Source organism: Kitasatospora sp. NPDC052896 (assembly GCF_044547075.1).
Taxonomy (GTDB): domain Bacteria; phylum Actinomycetota; class Actinomycetes; order Streptomycetales; family Streptomycetaceae; genus Kitasatospora.
Genome location: NZ_JBITZU010000011.1, coordinates 35,108 through 62,038, shown reverse-complemented (window position 1 = coordinate 62,038; position 26,931 = coordinate 35,108). Strand labels below are relative to the sequence as shown.

Sequence of the window (26,931 nt, the reverse complement as noted above, 5' to 3'; positions counted from 1 at the left end):
GGATAGCGAAATGCGATAGGCGACCTGGGCGAAGCTCCCGTCGCCTGAGGTCGCCGAGGACTCCGGTCGGTGGCCGCCGCATGCCGTCGGGGTCATTGCTGCGAATTCCTGTCGGTGAGATCCGTCGAAGCGCGACGTGAGCCGACTGGATGCGTTGAAGAGGTGGGCAATTAGATGGCGAATGAAGAGACGCTTCGTGACTACCTCAAGTGGGTGACCGCCGACCTGGCGCAGACCCGCCAGCGCCTCCAGGAGGTGGAGAGCACCGACCACGAGCCGATCGCGATCGTCGGCATGGCCTGTCGCCTCCCTGGCGACGTCGGCTCGCCCGAGGAGCTGTGGCAGCTGGTCAGCGAGGGACGGGACGCCGTCGACGGGTTCCCCGTCAACCGCGGCTGGGACGTCGAGAACCTCTACCACCCGGACCCCGACCACCCGGGCACCTCGTACGTCAACGTGGGCGGCTTCCTGCACGGGGCCACCGAGTTCGACCCGGCGTTCTTCGGCATCTCGCCGCGCGAGGCGATGGCGATGGACCCCCAGCAGCGGCTGCTGCTGGAGACCTCCTGGGAGGCCTTCGAGCGCGCCGGCATCGACCCGGTCACCCTGCGGGGCAGCCGGACCGGCGTCTTCGCCGGTGTCATCTACCACAACTACGCCGCCCGCCTGCACGCCGTGCCGGAGGGCGTCGAGGCGTTCCTGGGCACCGGCAGCTCGGCCAGCATCGCCTCCGGCCGGGTCGCCTACGCGCTGGGCCTGGAGGGCCCGGCGCTCACCATCGACACCGCCTGCTCCTCCTCGCTGGTCGCCCTGCACCTGGCCGTGCAGTCGCTGCGCCGCGGCGAGTCCACGCTGGCCCTGGCCGGCGGTGTGACCGTCATGTCCACCCCCGACGCCTTCGTCGACTTCAGCCGCCAGCGCGGCCTGGCCGCCGACGGCCGCTGCAAGGCGTTCTCCGCCGAGGCCGACGGCACCGGCTGGGGCGAGGGCGTCGGCATGCTGCTGCTGGAGCGGCTCTCCGACGCGGAGCGCAACGGTCACCCGGTGCTCGCCGTGGTGCGCGGCACCGCCGTCAACCAGGACGGCGCCAGCAACGGCCTGACCGCCCCCAGCGGCCCCGCGCAGCAGCGGGTGATCCGGCAGGCGCTGGAGAACGCCCGGCTGACCGCCCAGCAGGTCGACGTCGTCGAGGCGCACGGCACGGGCACCTCGCTGGGCGACCCGATCGAGGCCCAGGCGCTGCTGGCCACCTACGGCCAGGACCGCCCCGAGGACCGCCCGCTGTGGCTGGGCTCGGTGAAGTCCAACATCGCCCACACCCAGGCGGCGGCCGGCGTGGCCGGGGTCATCAAGATGGTGATGGCGATGCGGCACGAGCTGCTGCCGCGCACCCTGCACGCCGACGCGGCCTCGCCGGTGGTCGACTGGAGCGCCGGCGCGGTCCGGCTGCTCTCCACCGAGCAGGAGTGGCCCGAGCGCGAGGAGCCGCGCCGCGCCGGCGTGTCCTCCTTCGGCTTCAGCGGCACCAACGCGCACGCCATCCTGGAGCAGGCACCGGCCCCGGCGCAGGAGCCCGAGCGGAGCGCGGACACGCCGCGCACCCCGGTGGTGCCCTGGGTCCTGTCGGGCCGCACCGCGCAGGCGCTCGGCGACCAGGCCGAGCGGCTGCTGGCGCGCCTGGACGCCGAGCCCGAGCTGGCCACCGCCGACGTCGCCTACTCGCTGGCCACCTCCCGCGCCGCCTTCGAGCACCGCGCCGTCCTGGTCGGTGCCGACCGTGCCGAACTGCGCGAGACACTGGCCGCGTTGGTGCGCGGCGAGGCCAACGTGCCGCAGGGCACCACCGGTTCGGCCGGCAAGGTGGCCTACCTGCTGGCCGGGCAGGGCAGTCAGCGCCCCGGCATGGGTGCCGAACTGTACGACGCGTTCCCGGTGTTCGCCCAGGCCTACGACGCGGTCTGCGCCGGGCTGGACCCCTACCTGGAGCGGCCGCTCAAGCAGGCCGTCGCCGACCCCGAGCTGATCCACCAGACCGGCTACACCCAGCCCGCGCTGTTCGCCCTCGAGGTGGCGCTGTTCCGCCTGGTCGAGTCCTGGGGCGTGCGCCCCGACCTGCTGGCCGGTCACTCGATCGGCGAGCTGGCCGCCGCCCACGTCTCCGGCGTGCTCTCGCTCGGCCACGCCGCCGCCCTGGTCGCCGCGCGCGGCCGGCTGATGCAGCAACTGCCCGCCGGTGGCGCGATGATGGCCGTGCGGGCGAGTGAGGACGAGGTGCTGCCGCTGCTGGCCGGCCGGGCCGGTGAGATCGGCATCGCCGCCGTCAACGGGCCCGCCTCCGTGGTGATCTCGGGCACCGAGCAGGCCGTCCTGGAGGTGGCCGAGCAGCTGGCCGCCCAGGGCCGCAAGACCCGGCGGCTCACCGTGAGCCACGCGTTCCACTCGCCGCTGATGGACGGCATGCTGGAAACCTTCCGCGCGGTCGCCGAGCGCCTGACCTACGCCGCGCCGCGCATCCCGATCGTCTCCACCCTCACCGGTCGGCTCGCCACCGCCGAGGAGCTGTGCTCGCCGGACTACTGGGTGCGGCACGTGCGGGAGGCCGTCCGCTTCCACGACGCGGTGCTGGCCCTGGAGAACGAGGGCGCGCGCACCTTCCTGGAGCTCGGCCCCGACGGCACCCTCACCGCCCTGGCCCAGGAGTGCGCCACCCGCGAGGCTGCCTTCACCCCGGTCCTGCGCCCCGGCCGCCCGGAGGCGCAGACCTTCACCGCCGGTGTCGGCCAGCTCTTCGCCCGCGGCGTCAGGCTGGACTGGCCGGCGGTCTTCGCCGGGCTCGGCGCCCGCCGGGTCGACCTGCCCACCTACGCCTTCCAGCACGAGGCCTACTGGATCGACCGGTCGGCCCCGCTGCCCGCCGACGCCCGCGCGATCGGTCTCGGCTCGGCCGACCACCCGTTGCTGGGCGCCGCGGTGGCGCTGGCCGACAGCGACGGCTTCTTCTTCTCCGGCCGTCTCTCCCTCGCCACCCACCCCTGGCTGGCCGACCACGCGGTGGCCGGCTCGGTGCTGCTGCCCGGCACCGCCTTCGTCGAGCTGGCGATCCGCGCCGGCGACCACGTCGGCTGCGACCGGCTGGAGGAGCTGACCCTGGAGGCACCCCTGGTGCTGCCCGAAGCGGGCGGCGTCCAGGTGCAGTTGTGGGTCGGCCAGGCCGACCCGGCGGGCCTGCGCCCGCTGACCGTCTACTCCCGTCCCGAGGACGGTGCCGACGACGAGCCGTGGACCCGGCACGCCGACGGCCTGCTCGGCAGTACGGCCGCCGCACCCGAGGTCGGCTTCGACGCGGCCAGCTGGCCGCCCGCCGACGCCCACCCGGTCGACCTGGCCGACTTCTACCAGGCCCTCACCGAGGCCGAGTTCGGCTACGGCCCGACCTTCCGCGGCCTGCGCGCGGCCTGGGTGCGCGGCCAGGAGGTCTTCGCCGAGGTCGCCCTGCCCGAGGAGAGCGCCGCCGACGCCGCCGGCTTCGGCCTGCACCCGGCACTGCTCGACGCCGCCCTGCACGCCACCGCGCTGCACGGCGCCGGGGCCGCCGAGAGCGAGCAGCCCGCCCAGGGCCGCCTGCCGTTCTCCTGGAGCGGGGTGACGCTGCACGCGGTCGGTGCCGCCGCCCTGCGGGTGCGGATCGCCCCCGCGGGCCCCGACGCGGTGTCGCTGGCCGCCGTGGACGGCGCCGGCACGCTGGTCTCCACGGTGGAGAGCCTGATCCTGCGGCCGCTCGCCCCCGAGCAGCTGACCGGCGGGGACAGCCGTGCCGCCGCGCTCGCCGACGCCCTCTTCGCCCCGGCCTGGACCACCCTCACGCTTCCCGACGGCGCCGACACCCCGGCCGAGCGGCACACCGTGGTCGGCAGTGACCGGCTGGGCCTGGCCGCCGGGCTGCTGGCCGCCGGCCACGGCGTCGACACCCAGCGGCAGCTGGCCGCCCTGGCCGCCCGCCTGGACGGCGACGACCACGCGCCCGGCACGCTCTACCTGCCGATCGGCGCCGGCACCGGTGCCGCGCACTCCGCGCGGGAGGTGCGCGAGGCCGTGCACCGTGCGCTGGAGTTGCTGCAGACGTGGTTGGCCGAGGACGCGTTCGCGGATTCGCGGTTGGTCGTGGTGACGCGTGGTGCGGTGGCCGCCGGTGACGGTGAGGACGTCCGTGACCTGGCCTCGGCTGCCGTGTGGGGTCTGGTGCGTTCGGCGCAGTCGGAGAATCCGGGCCGGATCGTGCTGGTGGACCTGGACGAGGAGGCCGGCTCGCTGGCCGTCCTGTCGCGGGCGGTCGACAGCGGGGAGCCGCAGCTCGCGCTGCGGGCCGGTGTCGCCTTCGCCCCGCGCCTGGTGCGGGTGCGGGCGGGCGCCGAGAGCGTCCCGCCGGCGCTGGACCCCGAGGGCACCGTGCTGCTGACCGGGGCCACCGGCACCCTCGGTGGCCTGTTCGCCCGCCACCTGGTCACCGAGTACGGCGCGCGCCGGCTGCTGCTGGTCTCGCGCCGCGGTGCCGAGGCCCCCGGTGCCGCCGAACTCGCCGCCGAACTCGGCGAGCTGGGCGCCCAGGTGACCCTCGCCGGCTGCGACGTGGCCGACCGCGAGGCGCTCGCCGGACTGCTCGGCTCGCTGGAGCACCCGCTGACCGCCGTGGTGCACACCGCCGGCGTGCTGGACGACGGCATCATCTCCTCGCTCACCCCCGAGCGGGTCGACACCGTGCTGCGTCCCAAGGTGGACGCCGCGCTCAACCTGCACGAGCTGACGAAGGACCAGGCGCTGAGCGCCTTCGTGCTGTTCTCCTCCGCCTCCGGCGTCCTCGGCGCGGCCGGCCAGGGCAACTACGCCGCCGCCAACGCCTACCTCGACGCCCTCGCCGAGCACCGCCGCGCGGCCGGCCTGCCGGCCACCTCGCTGGCCTGGGGCCTGTGGGCGGGCGGCATGGCCGGCACCCTGGACGAGGCCGACGTCCAGCGGATGACCCGCAGCGGCGTCGCCCCCCTCACCACCGAGCTGGGCCTGGCCCTCTTCGACGCCGCGCTCGGCCAGCCCGCCGCCACCCTCGTCCCGATCCGGCTGGACGCGGCCGGCCTGCGCCGCCAGGCCCGAACCGGCCAGCTGCCCGCCGTCCTGACCGGCCTGGTCCGCACCCCGGCCCGCCGGCTGGCCGCCACCGGTGCCACCGCCGCCGGCACCTCGCTGGTCAAGCGGCTGCTCCTGCTGGAGGAGGAGGAGCAGCAGCGCGAACTGCTGGAACTGGTCCGTTCCCAGGTCGCCCAAGTGCTCGGCCACGCGGGCGCGCACGTCGTCGACCCGGCCAAGGCCTTCCGGGAGACCGGCTTCGACTCGCTCACCTCGGTCGAGCTGCGCAACCGTCTGAACACCGCGGCCGGCGTGCGGCTGCCGGCCACCGTGGTCTTCGACTACCCGACACCCGCCGCGCTCGCCGGCTACCTCTTCACCGAGGCGCTGGGCCTGGGCGAGGCCACCGCCGAGGCCACGCCCGTCGCGGCGGCGGCCCTCACCGACGATCCGATCGCCATCGTCGGCATGGCCTGCCGCTACCCGGGCGGCGTGCGCTCGCCCGAGGACCTGTGGCGGATGATCGCCGCCGGCACCGACGGCATCTCGTCGTTCCCCACCGACCGCGGCTGGGACGTGGAGAACCTCTACCACCCGGACCCGGACCACCCCGGCACCTCGTACACCAGCGAGGGCGGCTTCCTGCACAACGCCAGCGAGTTCGACCCGGCCTTCTTCGGCATCTCGCCGCGCGAGGCGCTGGCCATGGACCCGCAGCAGCGGCTGCTGCTGGAGACCTCCTGGGAGGCCTTCGAGCGCGCCGGCATCGACCCGGAGACCGTGCGCGGCAGCCGGACCGGCGTCTTCGCCGGCATCATGTACCACGACTACATCTCCCGCCTGCCCGCCATCCCGCCGGGCGTCGAGGGCTACCTCGGCACCGGCAACTCGGGCAGCATCGCCTCCGGCCGGGTCTCCTACGTGCTCGGCCTGGAGGGCCCGGCGGTCACCGTCGACACCGCCTGCTCCTCCTCGCTGGTCGCCCTGCACTGGGCGATCCAGGCGCTGCGCACCGGCGAGTGCTCGCTGGCGCTGGCCGGTGGTGCGACCGTGATGGCCGCCCCCAGCACCTTCATCGACTTCAGCCGCCAGCGCGGCCTGGCCCGTGACGGGCGCTGCAAGTCCTTCTCCGACGACGCGGACGGCACCGGCTGGGCCGAGGGCGCCGGCATGCTGCTGATCGAGCGCCTGTCGGACGCCCGCCGCAACGGTCACCCGGTACTGGCGATCGTGCGCGGCTCGGCGATCAACCAGGACGGCGCCAGCAACGGCCTGACCGCCCCCAACGGCCCCTCTCAGCAGCGCGTGATCAAGCAGGCGCTGGCCTCGGCGGCGCTCACCGCGGACCAGATCGACCTGGTCGAGGCGCACGGCACCGGCACCACCCTGGGTGACCCGATCGAGGCGCAGGCGCTGCTGGCCACCTACGGCCGGGAGCGTGCGGCCGACCGGCCGCTGTGGCTCGGCTCGGTCAAGTCGAACCTCGGGCACACCCAGGCCGCCGCCGGCGTCGCCGGCATCATCAAGGTCATCATGGCGATGCGGCACGGTGTGCTGCCGAAGACCCTGCACGTCACCGAGCCGTCCACGCACGTGGACTGGACCGAGGGCGCGGTCGAGCTGCTGACCGAGGCCCGCGAGTGGCCGCAGACCGGCCGGCCGCGCCGGGCCGGCGTCTCCTCCTTCGGCATCAGCGGCACCAACGCGCACACCATCATCGAGGAGCCGCCCGCGCCGCGCGGCGCCGCGGCCACCCAGTCGGACCCGGTGGCCCCCGCGCGCGTGCTGCCCGTGGTGCTGTCGGCCAAGAGCCCCGAGGCACTGCGCGCGCAGGCCGAGCGGCTGCGTGAACACCTGCGCGAGCGGCCCGAGTCCTCGCTGCTCGACGTCAGCTGGTCGCTCGCCACCACGCGTGGCGCCTTCGAGCACCGTGCTCTGCTGCCGGTCGCCGAACGCGAGCTGCTCGACGTGGAGTTGGCCGCGCTGGCGGCCGGCGGACGGGCGGCGCGCGCGGTGCTGGGGACGGCCGGGTCGGCGGGCCGGACGGCGTTCCTGTTCACCGGTCAGGGCAGCCAGCGGGCCGGGATGGGTGCCGAGTTGTACGGCGCGTTCCCGGTGTTCGCCGAGGCGTTCGACGCGGTCTGTGCGGAGTTGGACGGGCAGCTGGGCCGTCCGTTGAAGGACGTGGTGTTCGCCGGTGAGCGGATCGACGAGACGGCTTACACGCAGCCGGCGTTGTTCGCGGTCGAGGTGGCGCTGTTCCGGCTGGTCGAGTCGTGGGGCGTCCGCCCGGACTTCCTGGCGGGTCACTCGATCGGTGAGATCGCGGCCGCGCATGTGGCGGGTGTGTTGTCGCTGGCGGATGCGGCGAAGCTGGTGGTGGCGCGTGGTCGGTTGATGCAGCGACTGCCGGCCGGTGGTGCGATGGTGGCGGTGCAGGCGGCGGAGGACGAGGTGCTGCCGCTGCTGGCCGGCCGGGAGGCCGAGTTGGGCCTCGCCGCCGTCAACGGCCCGTCCTCGGTGGTGCTTTCGGGTACCGAGCAGGCCGTGCTGGAGGTGGCCGGGCAGCTGGCTGAGCAGGGTCGCAAGACGAAGCGGCTCACGGTGAGCCACGCGTTCCACTCGCCGCTGATGGACCCGATGTTGGAGGAGTTCCGGGCCGTCGTGGCGGGTCTGACCTTCGAGGCCCCGCGGATCCCGATCGTCTCCACCCTCGACCAGTCCGCTGACCTCACCACCCCCGAGTACTGGGTGCGCCACGTCCGCGAGGCGGTGCGCTTCCGCGACGCCGTCGCGACCCTGGAGGGCCAGGGTGTCCGCACGTTCCTGGAGTTGGGTCCGGACGGGACGCTGTCCGCGCTCGGCCAGGAGTGCGTGACGGAGGACGCGGTGTTCGCGCCGGTGCTGCGTCGCGACCGGGTGGAGGCGGAGACCTTCACCGCCGCGCTGGCTCAGCTCTTCGTGCGGGGTGGCAAGTTGGACTGGCCGGCGGTCTTCGCCGGGCTGGGCGCCGGGCACGTCGAGCTGCCCACCTACGCCTTCCAGTACGAGCGCTACTGGCTGGAGGCGCCGCCGATCCTGGTGGGCGAGGCGGCAGCCGCGCAACTCGGCCTCGACCTGGCCGAGCATCCGCTGCTGGGTGCCTTCGTGGGCCTGGCCGACGCCGACAGCCTGCTCTTCACCGCGCGACTGGCGGTGGACACCCACCCGTGGCTGGCGGACCACGCGGTGGCCGAGACCGTACTGCTGCCCGGAACGGCCTTCGTCGAGCTGGCGATCCGGGCCGGCGACCAGGTCGGCTGCGGGCTGCTGGAGGAACTGACGCTGGAGGCGCCGCTCGTCCTGCCCGAGCGCGGCGGCGTCCAGGTGCAGGTTTCGGTGGGCGCGCCCGACGAGGCCGGCCGGCGCCAGCTGTCGGTGTTCTCCCGGCCGGAGGAAGCGCTCGCCGTGGGGGCATCTCCCAGCCTCCAGGCTGGGGGAGAACTGTGGACGCGGCATGCGGCCGGTCTGCTGGCGGAGGGCGAGCGGGCGCCGGGCTTCGAGCTGGCGCAGTGGCCGCCGGCCGGCGCGGAGCCGGTCTCCGTCGAGTCGGTGTACGCCGATTTCGCCCTGGCCGGGTTCGGTTACGGTCCGGTGTTCCAGGGCCTGCGGGCGGCCTGGCGTCGGGACGGTGAGTTGTTCGCCGAGGTGGCGTTGCCGGAGGAGAGCCGGTCGGAGGCGGGTCTGTTCGGTCTGCACCCGGCGCTGCTGGATGCCTCGCTGCACGCCATCGGTCTGGGCGGCCTGGTGGAGGAGACGGGTCAGGGTCGGCTGCCGTTCGCGTGGTCGGGTGTGTCGCTGCATGCGGCGGGTGCGGCCGAGCTGCGGGTGCGGATCGCCGCGGCCGGCGCGGACGCGGTGTCGCTCGCGGTCGCGGATGCGGCGGGTGTGCCGGTGGCGTCGGTCGACTCGTTGGTGTTGCGGGCCTTCTCGCCGGAGCAGTTGGGTGGTGGCGGAGGTCAGCACGAGGCGCTGTTCCGTCCGGAGTGGACGGCCGTGGCACTGCCGACGGTCGCCTCGCTCGGCGTGGTGGCGGTGCTCGGGGACGACGACCTCGGCCTGGCCGACGCGGTGCGCTGCACCGAGCTGGGCGCGGCCGTGGAGCTGACGCCCGGCACGCTCGTGGTGCCGTTGCTGCCGCAGTCTGACGGTGTGGACGTGGCGGCGGCCACCCATGTGGCCGTGCACCGTGCGCTGGAGTTGCTGCAGGGCTGGCTGGCCGAGGACGCGTTCGCGGATTCGCGGCTGGTCGTGGTGACGCGTGGTGCGGTGGCCGCCGGTGACGGTGAGGACGTCCGTGACCTGGCCGCGGCCGCGGTGTCGAGTCTGGTGCGTTCGGCGCAGTCGGAGAATCCGGGCCGGATCGTGCTGGTGGACCTGGACGAGGAGGCCGGCTCGCTGGCCGTCCTGTCGCGGGCGATCGACGCCGGTGAGCCGCAGCTCGCGCTGCGCGCCGGTGCCGCCTTCGCCCCGCGCCTGGTGCGGGTGGGGGCGCGCGCCGAGAGCGTCCCGCCGGCGCTGGACCCCGAGGGCACCGTGCTGCTGACCGGGGCCACCGGCACCCTCGGTGGCCTGTTCGCCCGCCACCTGGTCACCGAGTACGGCGCGCGCCGGCTGCTGCTGGTCTCGCGCCGCGGTCGCGCGGCGGAGGGCGTGGACAAGCTGGTGGCGGACCTGGCGGCGCGGGGTGCGGAGGTCACCGTCGCGGCCTGTGACGTGTCCGACCGTGCCGCGCTGGCCGAGCTGTTGGGTTCTCTGGAACACCCGCTGACCGCCGTGGTGCACACCGCCGGCGTGCTGGACGACGGCATCATCTCCTCGCTCACCCCCGAGCGGGTCGACGCCGTGCTGCGGCCGAAGGTCGACGCGGCCTGGAACCTGCACGAACTGACGAAGGATCAGAAGCTCGCCGCCTTCGTGCTGTTCTCCTCGGCGGCCGGGGTGTTCGGCGCGGCCGGCCAGGGCAACTACGCCGCCGCCAACAGCTTCCTGGACGCGCTCGCCCAGCACCGCCGGGCGGTCGGTCTGCCGGCGGCCTCGCTGGCCTGGGGCCTGTGGGCCGAGGACGGCGGCATGGCCGCCGCCCTGGTCCGCTCGGACGTCGAGCGGATGGCGCGCGGCGGCGTCACGGCGCTGACCGCGGAGGACGGCTTGCTGCTCTTCGACGTGGCCGTGCGGTCGCCCGAGCCGCTGCTGGTCCCGGTTCAGCTGGATCTGGCGAGCCTGCGGGCCCAGGGCGCCGCGGGCCTGCTGCCGCCGCTGCTGCGCGGTCTGGTCCGCGGACCGGTGCGGCGCACTGCCACGAGCGCCGGTGCGGCCGGCGGACTGGCCGGTTCGGCGCTGGCACAGCGGCTGGTGGCGCTCTCCGAGGCCGAGCGCGACGCCGCGCTGCTGGAGCTGGTCTGCGCGGAGGTCGCGGCGGTCCTCGGTTACCCGAACCACGCCTCGGTGGACGCCACCCGGGCGTTCAAGGAGCTCGGTTTCGACTCGCTGACCGCCGTCGAGCTGCGCAACCGCCTGGGCGGGGTCACCGGCCTGCGACTGCCGGCCACCCTGGTCTTCGACTACCCGACCCCGACCGCGCTCGCCGAGTTGCTGGGCACCGAGTTGCTGGGCTCGCTCCCCGGCGCCGGGCTGCCGGCCACGGCGGCCGCCATGGTGGACATGGGGAGCCAGGACGACGGAGAGCCGATCGCGATCGTCGGCATGGCCTGCCGGTTCCCGGGCGGGGTGGCCTCGCCCGAGGGCCTGTGGGACCTGGTGGCCGACGGGCGGGACGCGGTCTCCTTCTTCCCGGAGGACCGTGGCTGGGATGTCGAGAACCTGTACCACCCGGACCCGGACCACCCGGGCACCTCGTACACCCGTGAGGGTGGCTTCCTGCACCGCGCGGGGGCGTTCGACCCGGCGTTCTTCGGCATCAGCCCGCGCGAGGCGATGTCGATCGACCCGCAGCAGCGGCTGCTGCTGGAGACCTCCTGGGAGGCCTTCGAGCGGGCCGGCATCGACCCGGCCACCCTCAGGGGCAGCCGGACCGGCGTCTTCGTCGGCGTGATGTACAACGAGTACGGCATGCTGCTCGCACAGTCGGTCGAGGGCCTGGAGGGCCAGGTCGGCACCGGCACCTCGGGCAGCGTGGCCTCCGGCCGGGTGTCCTACACGCTGGGCCTGGAGGGCCCGGCGATGACCATCGACACCGCCTGCTCCTCCTCGCTGGTCGCCCTGCACCTGGCCTGCCAGTCGCTGCGCCAGGGCGAGTCGACGCTGGCGTTGGCCGGTGGGGTGACCGTGATGCTGACGCCGGGCACCTTCGTGGAGTTCAGCCGCCAGCGGGGACTGTCCGTGGACGGCCGGTGCAAGGCGTTCTCGGACGACGCGGACGGCACCGGCTGGGGCGAGGGCGTGGGCATGCTGCTGGTCGAGCGGCTCTCCGACGCCGAGCGCAACGGGCACCCGGTGCTGGCGATCGTGCGTGGCAGCGCGGTCAACCAGGACGGCGCGAGCAACGGTCTGACCGCCCCCAACGGCCCGGCCCAGCAGCGGGTGATCAAGCAGGCGCTGGCGAACGCCGGGCTGTCGGCCGCTCAGGTCGACGTGGTCGAGGCGCACGGCACCGGGACCCGGTTGGGTGACCCGATCGAGGCACAGGCCCTGCTCGCCACCTACGGCAAGGACCGGGACGCCGACTCCCCGCTCTGGCTCGGCTCGGTCAAGTCGAACCTGGGCCACACCCAGGCCGCCGCCGGCGCCGCCGGGATCATGAAGATGGTCATGGCGATGCGGCACGGCGTGCTGCCGAAGACCCTGCACGTCACCGAGCCGTCCACGCACGTGGACTGGTCGGCGGGCGCGGTCGAGCTGCTGGCGGAGGCCCGTGAGTGGCCGCAGGGCGGCGAGCCGCGCCGCGCGGCGGTGTCGTCCTTCGGCATCAGCGGCACCAACGCGCACGTTCTGCTGGAGCAGGCGCCGGCCGTCGAGGAGATACCCGGGCAGCACGGGGTCGAGGCGCGGACGTCGGCGGTGCCGTGGGTGCTGTCGGGGCGGACGGTGGAGGCGTTGCGCGGGCAGGCCGAGCGGCTGCTGAGCCGGCTGGAGACCGAGCCGGACGCGGACCTGGCGGACGTCGGGTTCTCGCTGGCCACGACCCGGGCGGCCTTCGAGCACCGGGCGGTGGTGATCGGCGGCGAGCCGGCCGAGCTGCGCGGCGCGCTGGAAGCGCTGGCCCGTGGTGAGTCGTCGGCGCGGTCCGTGGCCGGTCGGGCCGGGTCGGCGGGCCGGACGGCGTTCCTGTTCACGGGTCAGGGGAGCCAGCGGGCCGGGATGGGCCGTGAACTGTACGAGGCGTTCCCGGTGTTCGCGGCGGCGTTCGACGCGGTCTGCGCGGAGCTGGACGGGCAGCTGGACCGGTCGCTGAAGGATGTCGTCTTCGCGGGTGAGCGGATCGACGAGACGGCTTACACGCAGCCGGCGTTGTTCGCGGTCGAGGTGGCGCTGTTCCGGCTGGTCGAGTCGTGGGGCGTCCGCCCGGACTTCCTGGCGGGTCACTCGATCGGTGAGATCGCGGCCGCGCATGTGGCGGGTGTGTTGTCGCTGGCGGATGCGGCGAAGCTGGTGGTGGCGCGTGGTCGGCTGATGCAGCAACTGCCCGCCGGTGGTGCGATGGTGGCGGTGCAGGCGGCCGAGGACGAGGTGCTGCCGCTGCTGGCCGGCCGGGAGGCCGAGTTGGGCCTCGCGGCGGTCAACGGGCCTACCTCGGTGGTGCTTTCGGGTGCCGAGCAGGCCGTCCTGGAGGTCGCGGAGCGGCTGACCACCGAGGGTCGGCGGACCAAGCGGCTGACCGTGAGCCATGCGTTCCACTCGCCGCTGATGGACCCGATGTTGGAGGAGTTCCGCACGGTCGTGGTGGGTCTGACCTTCCACGCGCCACGGATCCCGATCGTCTCGACGCTGGACCAGACGGCCGAGCTGACCGAGCCCGAGTACTGGGTGCGCCACGTCCGCGAGGCGGTCCGCTTCCGCGACGCCGTCGCGACCCTGGAGGGCCAGGGTGTCCGCACCTTCCTGGAGTTGGGTCCGGACGGGACGCTGTCCGCGCTCGGCCAGGAGTGCGTGACGGAGGACGCGGTGTTCGCGCCGGTGCTGCGTCGCGACCGGGTGGAGGCGGAGACCTTCACCGCCGCGCTGGCTCAGCTCTTCGTGCGGGGTGGCAAGTTGGACTGGCCGGCGGTCTTCGCCGGGCGCGGCGCCCGGCGCGTCGACCTGCCCACCTACGCCTTCCAGCACGAGAACTTCTGGCCCCGCCCGCTGACCGGCTGGGTCGGCGACGTCGCCTCCGCCGGTCTCGGCACGGCGGATCACCCGTTGTTGGGCGCTTCCCTCGCCCTGGCGGACGTCGACAACCACGTCTTCACCGGCCGGCTCGCACTGGACACCCACCCGTGGCTGGCGGACCACGCGGTGGCCGAGACCGTGCTGCTGCCGGGTACAGCCTTCGTCGAGCTGGCGCTGCGGGCCGGTGAGCAGGTCGGCTGCGGGCTGCTGGAGGAGCTGACGCTGGAGGCGCCGCTGGTGCTCCCCGCCAAGGGCGCGGTGCAGGTGCAGGTCACCGTGGGCACGCCTGACGGCACCGGCCGGCGCGGCATCAGCCTCTACTCGCGGGCCGAGGACGCGCCGCTCGACCAGCCGTGGACCCGGCACGCCAACGGCCTGCTCGCGGTCGGCGCGGCCGAGGCGCCCACCGAGCTGGTGCAGTGGCCGCCGGCCGGTGCGGAGGCCGTCGCGGTCGACGGGCTGTACGACGGTTTTGCCCTGGCCGGGTTCGGTTACGGTCCGGTGTTCCAGGGCCTGCGGGCGGCTTGGCGTCGGGACGGTGAGTTGTTCGCCGAGGTGGCGTTGCCGGAGGAGAGCCGGTCGGAGGCGGGTCTGTTCGGTCTGCACCCGGCGTTGTTGGATGCCGCGTTGCACGCGATCGGTCTGGGCGGCCTGGTGGAGGAGACGGGTCAGGGTCGGCTGCCGTTCGCGTGGTCGGGTGTGTCGCTGCATGCGGCGGGTGCGGCCGAGCTGCGGGTGCGGATCGCCGCGGCCGGCGCGGACGCGGTGTCGCTCGCGGTCGCGGATGCGGCGGGTGTGCCGGTGGCGTCGGTCGACTCGTTGGTGTTGCGGGCCTTCTCGCCGGAGCAGTTGGGTGGTGGCGGAGGTCGGCACGAGGCGCTGTTCCGTCCGGAGTGGACGGCCGTGGCACTGCCGACGGTCGCCTCGCTCGGCGTGGTGGCGGTGCTCGGCGATGACGACCTCGGGCTTGCGGGTGCCGAGCGGTGTGATGATCTGATTAAGCTGGCCGAGCTGCTGCCGGACACGGTGGTGGTGCCGTTGCTGCCGCAGTCTGACGGTGTGGACGTGGCGGCGGCGACCCATGTTGCCGTGCACCGTGCGCTGGAGTTGCTGCAGGGCTGGCTGGCCGAGGACGCGTTCGCGGATTCGCGGCTGGTCGTGGTGACGCGTGGTGCGGTGGCCGCCGGTGACGGTGAGGACGTCCGTGACCTGGCCGCGGCCGCGGTGTCGGGTCTGGTGCGTTCGGCGCAGTCGGAGAATCCGGGCCGGATCGTGCTGGTGGACCTGGACGAGGAGGCCGGCTCGCTGGCCGCCCTGTCGCGGGCGATCGACGCCGGTGAGCCGCAGCTCGCGCTGCGCGCCGGTGCCGCCCTCGCGCCGCGCCTGGCGCGGGTCCCGCTCGCGGCGGACGGAACCCTGTCGTCGGTGGACCCGCAGGGCACGGTCCTGCTGACCGGTGCCACGGGTTCGCTGGGCGGCCTGGTGGCTCGGCACCTGGTCACCGAGTACGGCGCACGCCGTCTGCTGCTGGTCTCCCGGCGCGGTGCCGAGGCGCCCGGAGCAGCCGAACTCGCTTCCAAGTTGGGCGAGTTGGGCGCCTCCGCCAGCTTCGCCGCCTGTGACGTGTCCGACCGTGCCGCGCTGGCGGCCCTGCTCGGCTCGCTGGAGCACCCGTTGACCGCGGTGGTGCACACCGCCGGTGTGCTGGACGACGGTGTGATCTCGTCCCTCACCCCCGAGCGGATGGACGCCGTGCTGCGGCCGAAGGTGGACGCGGCCTGGCACCTGCACGAGCTGACGAGAGATCAGAACCTCGCCGCCTTCGTGCTGTTCTCCTCGGCGGCCGGGGTGTTCGGCGCGGCCGGTCAGGGCAACTACGCGGCGGCGAACGGCTTCCTGGACGCGCTCGCCCAGCACCGCCGGGCGGCCGGCCTGCCGGCGGCCTCGCTGGCCTGGGGCCTGTGGGCCGAGGACGGCGGCATGGCGGGCGAGTTGGGATCGGCCGACGTCGAGCGCATGGCGCGCGGCGGTGTGCTGCCGCTCTCCTCGGCGGAGGGTCTGGCGCTGCTGGACGCCTCGGCGCTGTCCGGCGAGCCGGTCCTGGTGCCGGTCCGCCTCGACCTGGCCGGTCTGCGGGCGCAGGCGGAGGCGGGCCTGCTGCCGCCGCTGCTGCGCGGCCTGGTCCGGGTGCCCAAGCGGCGCGCGGTCGAGGCGAGTGGCCCGACCCTGGCCGAGCGGCTCGCGGGCGTGCCCGATGCCGAGCGCGATGCCGTCCTGCTGGAACTGGTCTGCTCGGAGGTCGCGGCGGTCCTCGGCTACGCCGGGCCGCACGCGGTGGAGGCCGACCGGGCCTTCAAGGACCTGGGCTTCGACTCGCTGACCGCCGTCGAGCTGCGCAACCGCCTGGGTGGGGTCACCGGCCTGCGACTGCCGGCCACCCTGGTCTTCGACTACCCGACGCCCATGGCCCTGGTCGACCTGCTGCGGGCGCAGACCGTGCCCGACCCGGCCCAGGCGGTCGTGCCGCTGCTGGCCGAGCTGGACCGGCTGGAAGCCGCGCTGCTGGGCACGGTGCCGGACGGCGAGGGCCACCTGCGGGTCGCCGGCCGCCTGCAGGCACTGCTCGCCCGGTGGAACGACCAGCAGGTCACGGCCGAGGAGGAGGCCGTCGTCGCCGAGCAACTCGACGAGGCCACCGATGACGACCTCTTCGACTTCATCGGCAAGGAATTCGGCATCTCCTGACCACCGTCCGATCTTTCTGCAACATCCCCGAGAGGTGACCTGACATGCCGGCTGAGATGGCGGCCGAGGAGAAGCTGCGGTACTTCCTGAAGCGGGTGACGGCGGATCTCCACGAGACGCGTCGCCGACTGAAGGAGTACGAGGACGGCGAACAGGAGCCGATCGCGATCGTCGGCATGGCCTGCCGGTTCCCGGGCGGGGTGGCCTCGCCCGAGGGCCTGTGGGACCTGGTGGCCGACGGGCGGGACGCGGTCTCCTTCTTCCCGGAGGACCGTGGCTGGGATGTCGAGAACCTGTACCACCCGGACCCGGACCACCCGGGCACGTCCTACTCCCGTGAGGGTGGCTTCCTGCACCGCGCGGGGGCGTTCGACCCGGCGTTCTTCGGCATCAGCCCGCGCGAGGCGATGTCGATGGACCCGCAGCACCGCTTGCTGCTGGAGGCGTCCTGGGAGGCGTTCGAGCGGGCGGGCATCGACCCGGCCATGCTCAAGGGCAGCCGGACGGGTGTCTTCGTCGGTGTGATGTACAACGAGTACGGCGTGCTGCTCCAGCAGTCGGTCGAGGGCCTGGAGGGTCAGGTCGGCACCGGCACCTCGGCGAGCATCGCCTCGGGCCGGGTGTCCTACACGCTGGGTCTGGAGGGCCCGGCGGTGACGATCGACACCGCCTGCTCCTCCTCGCTGGTCGCCCTGCACCTGGCCTGCCAGTCGCTGAGGTCGGGTGAGTCGACGCTGGCGTTGGCCGGTGGGGTGACCGTGATGCTGACGCCGGGCACCTTCGTGGAGTTCAGCCGGCAGCGCGGTCTGGCGACCGACGGCCGGTGCAAGGCGTTCTCGGACGACGCGGACGGCACCGGCTGGGGCGAGGGCGTGGGCATGCTGCTCGTCGAGCGGCTCTCCGACGCGCGGCGCAACGGGCACCCGGTGCTGGCGATCGTGCGCGGCAGCGCGGTCAACCAGGACGGCGCGAGCAACGGCCTGACCGCCCCCAACGGCCCCTCGCAGCAGCGCGTGATCAAGCAGGCGCTCGCCGGAGCCGCCCTCACCAGTGACCAGGTCGACGTGGTCGAGGCGCACGGCACCGGCACCACCCTGGGTGACCCGATCGAGGCGCAGGCGCTGCTGGCCACCTACGGCCAGGGACGTCCGGCGGACCGGCCGCTCTGGCTCGGCTCGATCAAGTCGAACCTGGGTCACACCCAGGCCGCCGCCGGCGCCGCCGGGATCATGAAGATGGTCATGGCGATGCGGCACGGCGTGCTGCCGAAGACCCTGCACGTCACCGAGCCGTCCACGCACGTGGACTGGACCGAGGGCGCGGTCGAGCTGCTGACCGAGGCCCGTGAGTGGCCGCAGGGCGGCGAGCCGCGCCGCGCGGCGGTGTCGTCCTTCGGCTTCAGTGGCACCAACGCCCACATCATCCTGGAGCAGGCTCCGGCGGAGGAGGCTCCGGAGGCCGGCGAGGAGCGGCCCGCGGCCGGCGGACGGACCCCGCTGGTGCCGTGGGTGCTGTCCGGCCGCACGGCGGAAGCGCTGCGCGGGCAGGCCGAGCGGCTGCTGAGCCACCTGGACGGCGGGGCGCAGGCGGACCCGGCGGATGTCGGCTTCTCGCTGGCCACGACCCGGGCCGCCTTCGAGCACCGGGCGGCCGTGGTCGGCGCCGGGCCCGACGAACTGCGGCGCGGGCTGGAGGCGTTGTCCCGCGGCGAGTCGGCGGCCCGGGTGGCCACCGGACGGGTCGGTTCGGCGGGCCGCACGGCCTTCCTGTTCGCCGGTCAGGGCAGCCAGCGGGCCGGGATGGGCCGTGAACTGTACGAGGCGTTCCCGGTGTTCGCGCAGGCATTCGACGCGGTCTGCGCGGAGCTGGACGGGCAGCTGGACCGGCCGCTGAAGGATGTCGTCTTCGCGGGCGAGCGGATCGACGAGACGGCCCGTACCCAGCCGGCGTTGTTCGCGATCGAGGTGGCGCTGTTCCGCCTGGTCGAGTCCTGGGGCCTGCGGCCGGACTTCCTGACCGGGCACTCGATCGGTGAGATCGCGGCCGCGCACGTCGCCGGGGTGCTGTCGCTGGCGGACGCGGCGAAGTTGGTGGCGGCGCGTGGTCGGCTGATGCAGCGACTGCCCGCTGGCGGTGCGATGGTGGCCGTGCAGGCGGCCGAGGACGAGGTGCTGGCGCTGCTGGCCGGCCGGGAGGCCGAGTTGGGCCTCGCCGCCGTCAACGGGCCCACCTCCGTGGTGCTTTCGGGTACCGAGCAGGCCGTGCTGGAGGTGGCCGAGAAGCTGGCCGCCGAGGGCCGCAAGACGAAGCGGCTCACGGTGAGCCACGCGTTCCACTCGCCGCTGATGGACCCGATGTTGGACGAGTTCCGCACGGTTGTGGCGGGTCTGACCTTCGAGGCCCCGCGGATCCCGATCGTCTCCACCCTCGACCAGTCCGCTGACCTCACCACCCCCGACTACTGGGTGCGCCACGTCCGCGAGGCCGTGCGCTTCCGCGACGCCGTCGCGACCCTGGAGCGAAAGGGTGTTCACACCTTCCTGGAGCTCGGCCCGGACGGCACCCTGACCGCGCTCGGCCAGGGGTGCGTCACCGAGGACGCCCACTTCGCCGCCGTGCTGCGCCGCGACCGCGCCGAGACGGAGAGCTTCACCACCGCCCTCGCCCAGCTGCACACCCGCGGCGCCAGGCTGGACTGGGAGGCGGTCTTCGCCGGCACCGGTGCCCGGCGCGTCGACCTGCCCACCTACGCCTTCCAGCAGGAGTACTTCTGGCCCCGCCCGCTGACCGGCTGGGTCGGCGACGTCGCCTCCGCCGGTCTGGGCGCCGCCGACCACCCGCTGCTGGGCGCCTCGCTCGCGCTCGCCGACGCCGACGGCCACCTGTTCACCGGCCGGCTCGCGCTGGACAGCCACCCGTGGCTGGCCGACCACGCGGTGAACGGCACCGTGCTGCTGCCCGGTACCGCCTTCGTGGAGCTGGCGATCCGCGCGGGTGACCAGGTGGGCTGCGGCCGACTGGACGAGCTGTCGCTGGAGGCGCCGCTGTTCCTGCCCGCCAAGGGCGCGGTGCGGGTGCAGCTCTGGGTCGGCACCGCGGACGACTCCGGCCGTCGCACCGTCAACCTCTACTCCCAGCTCGAGGACGCGCTGGACGTGGGGACACCCCCCGGCCTCCAGGCCGGGGCAGAGCCGTGGACCCGGCACGCCACCGGTGTGCTCGCCCCCGGCGGCACCGTGGTGCCGGCCGCCGAGCTCGCCGCCTGGCCCCCGGCCGGTGCCGAGCCGGTCGAGGTCGAGGCGCTCTACGACGGCTTCGCGGCCGCCGGCTACGGCTACGGTCCGGTCTTCCAGGGCCTGCGCGCCGCCTGGCGGCACGGCGGAGAGCTCTTCGCCGAGGTCGAGCTGCCGGAGGAGAGCCGCACCGAGGCGGGCTTCTTCGGTCTGCACCCGGCGCTGCTGGACGCCTCGCTGCACGCCATCGGTCTCGGTGGCGTCCTGGCGGACACCGGTCAGGCCCGGTTGCCGTTCGCCTGGTCGGGCGTCTCGCTGTACGCGGCCGGCGCGGTCGCCCTGCGGGTGCGGATCGCGCCGCAGGGCCCCGACACCGTGGCGCTGACGCTCGCCGACGGCACCGGCGCACCGGTGGCCTCGGTGGAGTCGCTGGTGCTGCGCCCGGTGGCGATGGAGCAACTGGCGGCGAGCCGCACGGCCTACCACGACGCGCTGTTCCGACTGGACTGGATGTCCCTGCCGCTGCCGGAGGTTCACCCGGCGGGCGCCGGTGTCGAGTCGTGGGCCCTGCTCGGCGCCGCCGACGGCCTCGGCCTGGCCGGGGTCGCCGCGCACGCCGACCTGGAGGCCCTGCTCGCGGCGGTCCACGACGGCGCCGCGGCGCCGCGGACCCTGGTCGCCGCCGTCGGCGCGCTCGGCGAGCCGGCCGAGTCCGAGGCCGGGGACGACATCGCCGCGACCACGCACCGGCGCGTCCACCGGGTGCTCGCCCTGGTCCAGCAGTGGCTGGCCGAGGAGGCGCTCGCCGACAGCCGGCTGGTCGTGCTGACCCGTGGCGCGGTGGTGACCGGCACCGGTGACGAGGTCACCGACCTGCCGTCCGCCGCGGTCTGGGGCCTGGTGCGGTCCGCGCAGGCGGAGAACCCGGGCCGGATCGTACTGGTCGACCTGGACGAGGAGGCCGCCTCGCTGGGCGCCCTGGCGCGGGCCGTCGACACCGGGGAGCCGCAGCTCGCGCTGCGCGCCGGCGTCGCCCACGCGCCCGGGCTGGTGCGCGAGCCGGTCGCGGCCGAGGAGTCGCTGCCGGCCGTCGACCCGGAAGGCACGGTGCTGGTGACCGGTGCGACCGGTTCGCTGGGTGCCCTGGTGGCCCGCCACCTGGTGACCGCGTACGGTGCCCGCCGACTGCTGCTGGTCTCCCGGCGCGGCGCGCAGGCGCCCGGTGCCGCCGAACTGGCGGCCGAACTCGGCGAGCTGGGCGCCCAGGTGGCGCTCGCCGCCTGCGACGTCTCCGACCGTGCCGCGCTGGCGGCGCTGCTCGGCTCGCTGGAGCACCCGTTGACCGCGGTGGTGCACACCGCGGGCGTGCTGGACGACGGCGTCATCTCCTCGCTCACCCCCGAGCGGATCGACACCGTGCTGCGCCCCAAGGTGGACGCCGCCTGGCACCTGCACGAGCTGACGAAGGATCAGAACCTCGCCGCCTTCGTGCTGTTCTCCTCCGCGGCCGGCACCTTCGGCACCGCGGGGCAGGCCAACTACGCCGCCGCCAACGCCTTCCTGGACACGCTGGCCCGGCTGCGGCGCGCGGCCGGCCTGCCCGCCACCTCCTTGGGCTTCGGCCTGTGGGCCGAGGACGGCGGCATGGCGGGCGAGTTGGACAGCTCGAACGTGCGGCGGATGGCCCGTGGCGGGGTCGGCGCGCTGACCGCCGAAGAGGGTCTGGCCCTGCTGGACGCGGCGCTGGCCACCGAACGGGCCGCGCTGGTGCCGATCCACCTGGACCTGGCCGGGCTCCGCGCCCAGGCCGAGGCGGGCCTGCTGCCCCCGCTGTTGCGCGGTCTGGTGCGGGTGCCGGTGCGCCGCGCGGCGCAGGCCGCGGCCGAGGCGGGCGCCTCGGAGCTGGCGCAGCGGCTCGCCGCCCTGCCGGAGGCCGACCGCGAGGCGGCGCTGCTGGAGCTGGTGCGTGCCGAGGCCGCCGGGGTGCTGGGCTATGCCGGCGCGCACGCGGTGGAGGGCGACCGGGCGTTCAAGGACCTCGGCATCGACTCGCTGACCGCCGTCGAGCTGCGCAACCGCCTGAACGTGGTCACCGGCCTGCGGTTGCCGGCCACCCTGGTGTTCGACTACCCGAACCCGGTCGCCCTGGCCGAGCTGCTGCGCGAGGAACTGCTGGGCTCGCTGCCCGCCGCCGTCGCCGCCGTCGCCGTGGCGGCGACGGACGACGATCCGATCGCGATCATCGGTATGGCCTGCCGCTACCCGGGCGGGGTGACCTCGCCCGAGGACCTGTGGCGCCTGGTGGTGGACGGGGTGGACGGGGTCTCCGGCTTCCCCACCGACCGTGACTGGCCGCTGGAGGCGCTCTACCACAGCGACCCGGAGCAGCCCGGCACCTCCTACACCCGGGAGGGCGGCTTCCTGCACGACGCCGCCGGGTTCGACCCGGCCTTCTTCGGGATCTCGCCGCGCGAGGCGGTCTCGGTCGACCCGCAGCACCGGCTGCTGCTGGAGACCTCCTGGGAGGCGTTCGAGCGGGCCGGCATCGACCCGGCCACCCTCAGGGGCAGCCGCACCGGCGTCTTCGCCGGTGTGATGTACGGCGACTACGGTCCACTGCTGATGACCTCGGCGGACGCCCTGGAGGGCTACGTCGGCACCGGCAGCTCCAGCAGCGTGGCCTCCGGCCGCGTCTCGTACACCTTCGGGCTGGAGGGCCCGGCGGTGACCATCGACACCGCCTGCTCCTCCTCGCTGGTCGCGCTGCACCTGGCCGCCCAGGCCCTGCGGTCCGGTGAGTGCTCGCTGGCGCTGGCCGGCGGTTCGGTGGTGATGGCCTCGCCGGCGCCGTTCGTCGAGTTCAGCCGCCAGCGTGGGCTGGCCGCCGACGGCCGGTGCAAGGCGTTCTCCGCCGACGCGGACGGGACCAGCTGGGCTGAGGGCGTGGGCATGCTGCTGGTGGAGCGGCTCTCCGACGCGCGGCGCAACGGGCACCCGGTGCTGGCGATCGTGCGCGGCAGCGCGGTCAACCAGGACGGCGCGAGCAACGGTCTGACCGCCCCCAACGGCCCGGCCCAGCAGCGGGTGATCAAGCAGGCGCTGGCGAACGCCGGGCTGTCGGCCGCTGAGGTCGACGTGGTCGAGGCGCACGGCACCGGGACGCCGCTGGGCGACCCGATCGAGGCGCAGGCGCTGCTGGCCACCTACGGGCGGGAGCACACCGCCGAGCGGCCGCTCTGGCTGGGCTCGATCAAGTCGAACCTGGGCCACACCCAGGCGGCGGCGGGTGCGGCCGGGATCATGAAGATGGTGATGGCGATGCGGCACGGTGTGCTGCCGCGCACCCTGCACGTCAGCGAGCCGACCCCGCACGTGGACTGGGAGGCGGGCGCGGTCGAGCTGCTGACCGAGCAGCGGGAGTGGCCGCGGACCGACGAGCCGCGCCGGGCGGGCGTGTCGTCGTTCGGGTTCAGCGGGACCAACGCGCACGTGATCATCGAGCAGGCGCCCGAGCCCGTGGCGCCGGCCGCTCCCGCCGCCTCCGTCGCGCCCGTCGCCTCCGGGGCGGTGGTGCCGTGGGTGCTGTCGGCCCGCTCGGAGCCGGCCCTGCGGGACCAGGCCGAGCGACTGTTGGCCTGGCTGGACGCCGAGCCCGCGATGGACTCGGCCGACGTCGCCTACTCGCTGGTGACCTCCCGGGCCGCCTTCGAGCACCGGGCGGCGGTGATCGGTGCTGACCGCGAGGAGCTGCTCGGCGCGCTGCGGGCGCTGGCCCGCGCCGAGGTGTCGGCATCCCGGGTGGTGGCCGGGCAGGCCGGTTCGGCCGGTCGCACCGCGTTCCTCTTCGCCGGCCAGGGCGGTCAGCGGGCCGGGATGGGCGCCGAGTTGTACGAGGCGTTCCCGGTGTTCGCGGCGGCCTTCGACGCCGTGTGCGCGGAGCTGGACCGGCACCTCGACCGGCCGCTGAAGGAGATCGTCTTCACCGGCGAGCGGATCGACGAGACCGGCCACACCCAGCCCGCGCTCTTCGCCCTCCAGGTGGCGCTCTTCCGCCTGGTCGAGTCGTGGGGTGTGAGGCCGGACTTCCTGTCCGGCCACTCGGTCGGCGAGCTGGCCGCCGCGCACGCCGCGGGCGTGCTGTCGCTGGCGGACGCGGCGACCCTGGTCGCGGCCCGTTGCCGGTTGATGCAGGCGCTGCCGGCCGGTGGTGCGATGGTGGCGGTGCAGGCGGCCGAGGAGGAGGTGCTGCCGCTGCTGGCCGGTCACGAGGACGAGGTGGGCATCGCCGCGGTCAACGGCCCGCTGGCCGTGGTGCTCTCGGGTGCCGAGCAGGCGGTGCTGGAGGTGGCCGGGAAGTTGGCCGCCGAGGGCCGCAGGACCAAGCGGCTGACCGTCAGTCACGCGTCCCACTCGCCGCTGATGGACCCGATGCTGGCCGAGTTCCGGGCCCTCGCGGAGACCCTGGAGTACCACGCCCCGCGGATCCCGATCGTCTCCACCGTCGACCAGTCCGCGGACCCGACCGTGCCCGAGTACTGGGTGCGCAACGTGCGCGAGGCCGTGCGCTTCGGCGAGGCGATCGCGACCCTGGAGAACGAGGGCGTGCGGACCTTCCTGGAGCTGGGCCCGGACGGCACCCTCAGCGCCCTCGGCCAGGACTGCGTGACCGGGGAGGCCGACTTCGTGCCGGTGCTGCGGCGCGACCGGGCCGAGGCCGGGACGTTCACCGGCGCCCTCGCCCGCCTGTACGTGCGCGGCGTCAAGCTCGACTGGTCGGCCGGCCTCACCGGCGCTCGGCGCGTCGACCTGCCCACCTACGCCTTCCAGCGCGAGCGCTACTGGCCCAAGCCGTTCACCGGGACGTTCGGGGACGTGTCCTCGGCCGGCCTGGGCGCGGCGGACCACCCGCTGCTGGGCGCCTCGCTCGCGCTCGCCGACGCCGACGGCCACCTCTTCACCGGCCGGCTCGCCCTGGACACCCACCCGTGGCTGGCCGACCACGCCGTGATGGGCGCGGTCCTGCTGCCCGGCACGGCCTTCGTGGAGCTGGCGATCCGGGCCGGCGACCAGGCCGGCTGCGACCGGCTGGAGGAGCTGACCCTGGAGGCGCCGCTGGTGCTGCCCGAGCGCGGCGGGGTGCGGGTGCAGGTGACCGTGGGCGCGCCGGACACCTCCGGGCGCTGCCGGTTCAGCCTGCACTCGCGGCTCGAGGACGCTCCGCTCGACCTGCCGTGGACCCGGCACGCCACCGGCGAACTGGCCGCGGGTTCGCCCGCTCCGGAGTTCGCGCTGGCCGAGTGGCCGCCGGCCGGTGCCGAGCCCGTCCCGGTGGACGGCCTCTACGACGGCTTCGCCACGCTCGGCTTCGCCTACGGTCCGGCCTTCCGGGGCGTGCGGGCCGCCTGGCGGCGCGATGACGAGCTCTTCGCCGAGCTGGCGCTGCCCGAGGACCACCGGGCGCAGGCCGCGGCCTTCGGGCTGCACCCGGCCCTGCTCGACTCCGCGCTGCACACCCTGGCCCTCGGCGGGATCCTCGCGGACACCGGTGGCGGGCGCCTGCCGTTCGCCTGGAGCGGGGTGCGCCTGCACGCCACCGGCGCGTCCGAACTGCGGGCGCGGATCCGTCCGGTGGGTGAGGACGCGGTGGCGCTGGAACTGGCCGACGCCGCCGGCGCGGCGGTGGCGGCCGTCGACTCGCTCGCGCTGCGCCCGGTCTCGCCCGAGCAACTCGGCGCCGCCGGTGGCGGCGTGGGCGACGCGCTGTTCGGCCGGGAGTGGGTCACCGTGCCGGCGCCCGCCGAGCCCGTCGCCGGCGGCCCGGACTGGGCGCTGCTCGGCCCGGACCACGAGGACCTCGGCGGCGGAGCCGGCGCGGTCGTCCACGCCGACCCGGCCGCGCTGGCGGCGGCGGTCGCCGCGGGCGCGCCGATGCCGCGGATCGTCCTGGCCCGCTGCCCGCGGCTCGCCGACCAGGGCCTGGACGTCGCGCTGGCGGCGCACCAGGTGGCGCACCGGGCGCTGGAGCTGGTCCAGCACTGGCTCGCGCAGGAGTGCACGGCCGACGCGCGGCTGGTGCTGGTCACCCGCGGCGCCGTGGCCGCCCGACCGGGGGAGGAGGTGACCGACCTCCCGTCGGCCGCCGTCTGGGGCCTGGTCCGCTCCGCGCAGACCGAGAACCCCGACCGGTTCGTCCTGATCGACCTGGACGAGTACGAGGACTCCGCCCGGGCGCTGCCCGCCGCACTCGCCCTCGACGAGCCCCAACTCGCCGTCCGGGCCGGGCGGATCCTGGCTCCCCGGCTGACCCGGGTGGCCCTCCCCGCCCAGCCGGCCGAGCCCGACCGGGCCGCCTGGAACCCGTCGGGCACGGTGCTGCTCACCGGTGCCAGCGGCTCGCTGGGCCGCCTGCTGGCCGGCCACCTGGTCGCCGAACACGGCGTGCGGCACCTGTTGCTGGTCTCCCGGCGCGGTGAAACCGCCGACGGTGCGGCCGAGTTGAAGCACCAGCTGGCCGAACTCGGCGCCGAGGTGCGGTTCGCGGCGTGCGACGCGGCCGACCGGACGGCGATGGCCGAGCTGCTCGCCGCGGTGCCGGCCGAGCACCCGCTGACCGCCGTGGTGCACGCGGCCGGCCTGCTCGACGACGGAGCCGTGGTCTCGCTCACCCCCGAGCGAGTGGACCGGGTGCTGCGTCCCAAGGTCGACGCGGCCTGGCTGCTCCACGAACTGACGGTCAATCAGAAGCTGGACGCCTTCGTGCTGTTCTCCTCGGTGGCCGGTGTCCTGGGCGGTCCCGGTCAGGCCAACTACGCCGCCGCCAACGCCTTCCTGGACGCGCTCGCCGAGCACCGGAGGGCCCACGGCCTGCCGGCGACCTCGCTGGCCTGGGGTCTGTGGGCCGAGAGCAGCGGCATGACCGGCGACCTGGCCGAGGCGGACCTGCAGCGGATGGCCCGTGGCGGTGTGGCGCCGCTCTCCAACGCGGAGGGTCTGGCCCTGTTCGACGCCGCCGGCGCGCTGGACGAGGCCCTGCTGGTGCCGGTCAAGCTCAACCTGGCCGGCCTGCGCGCCCACGCCGCCGCGACCGGGCAGCTGCCGGCGCTGCTGCGCGGCCTGCTGCGGGTGCCGGTGCGCCGGGCGGCGGCCGGCGAGCAGGAGTCGGCCGGCGCGCTTGCCGAGCGGCTCGCCGGCCGGACCGAGCCGGAACGGGAGGCCGTCCTGCTCGACCTGGTGCGCGCCCACGCCGCCGCCGCGCTCGGGCACCCGAGCCCGGAGGCGGTGGACGCCGAACGCGGCTTCCTGGAGATCGGCTTCGACTCGCTGACCTCGGTGGAGCTGCGCAACCGGCTGGCCCTGGCGACCGGTCTGCGGCTGCCGGCCACGCTGCTCTTCGACCACCCCACCCCGCGGCGACTGGCCGTCCGGCTGCGCGAGCAGCTGGCGTCGGCGGACGCTCCGACCGTGC

The 26,931-nt window shown here is 74.9% G+C and carries 1 protein-coding gene and 1 pseudogene; both read left to right on the top strand.

Annotated features, from left to right (window positions below; all coding sequences use genetic code 11):
* Positions 1-174 precede the first annotated feature (174 nt).
* Positions 175-16,233 (top strand): SDR family NAD(P)-dependent oxidoreductase, encoded by a 16,059-nt coding sequence (locus ACIGXM_RS22620; protein WP_396563603.1) that lies wholly within the window; start codon positions 175-177, stop codon positions 16,231-16,233.
* A gap of 44 nt (positions 16,234-16,277) precedes the next feature.
* A pseudogene (locus tag ACIGXM_RS22615) lies at positions 16,278-26,930 on the top strand (type I polyketide synthase); the annotation flags it as partial.
* Position 26,931: the final 1 nt, after the last annotated feature.

Bases quoted from the DNA above. Each gene is read 5' to 3' on its own strand.
- ACIGXM_RS22620 (WP_396563603.1), top strand. From the start codon at position 175: ATGGCGAATGAAGAGACGCTTCGTGACTACCTCAAGTGGGTGACCGCC.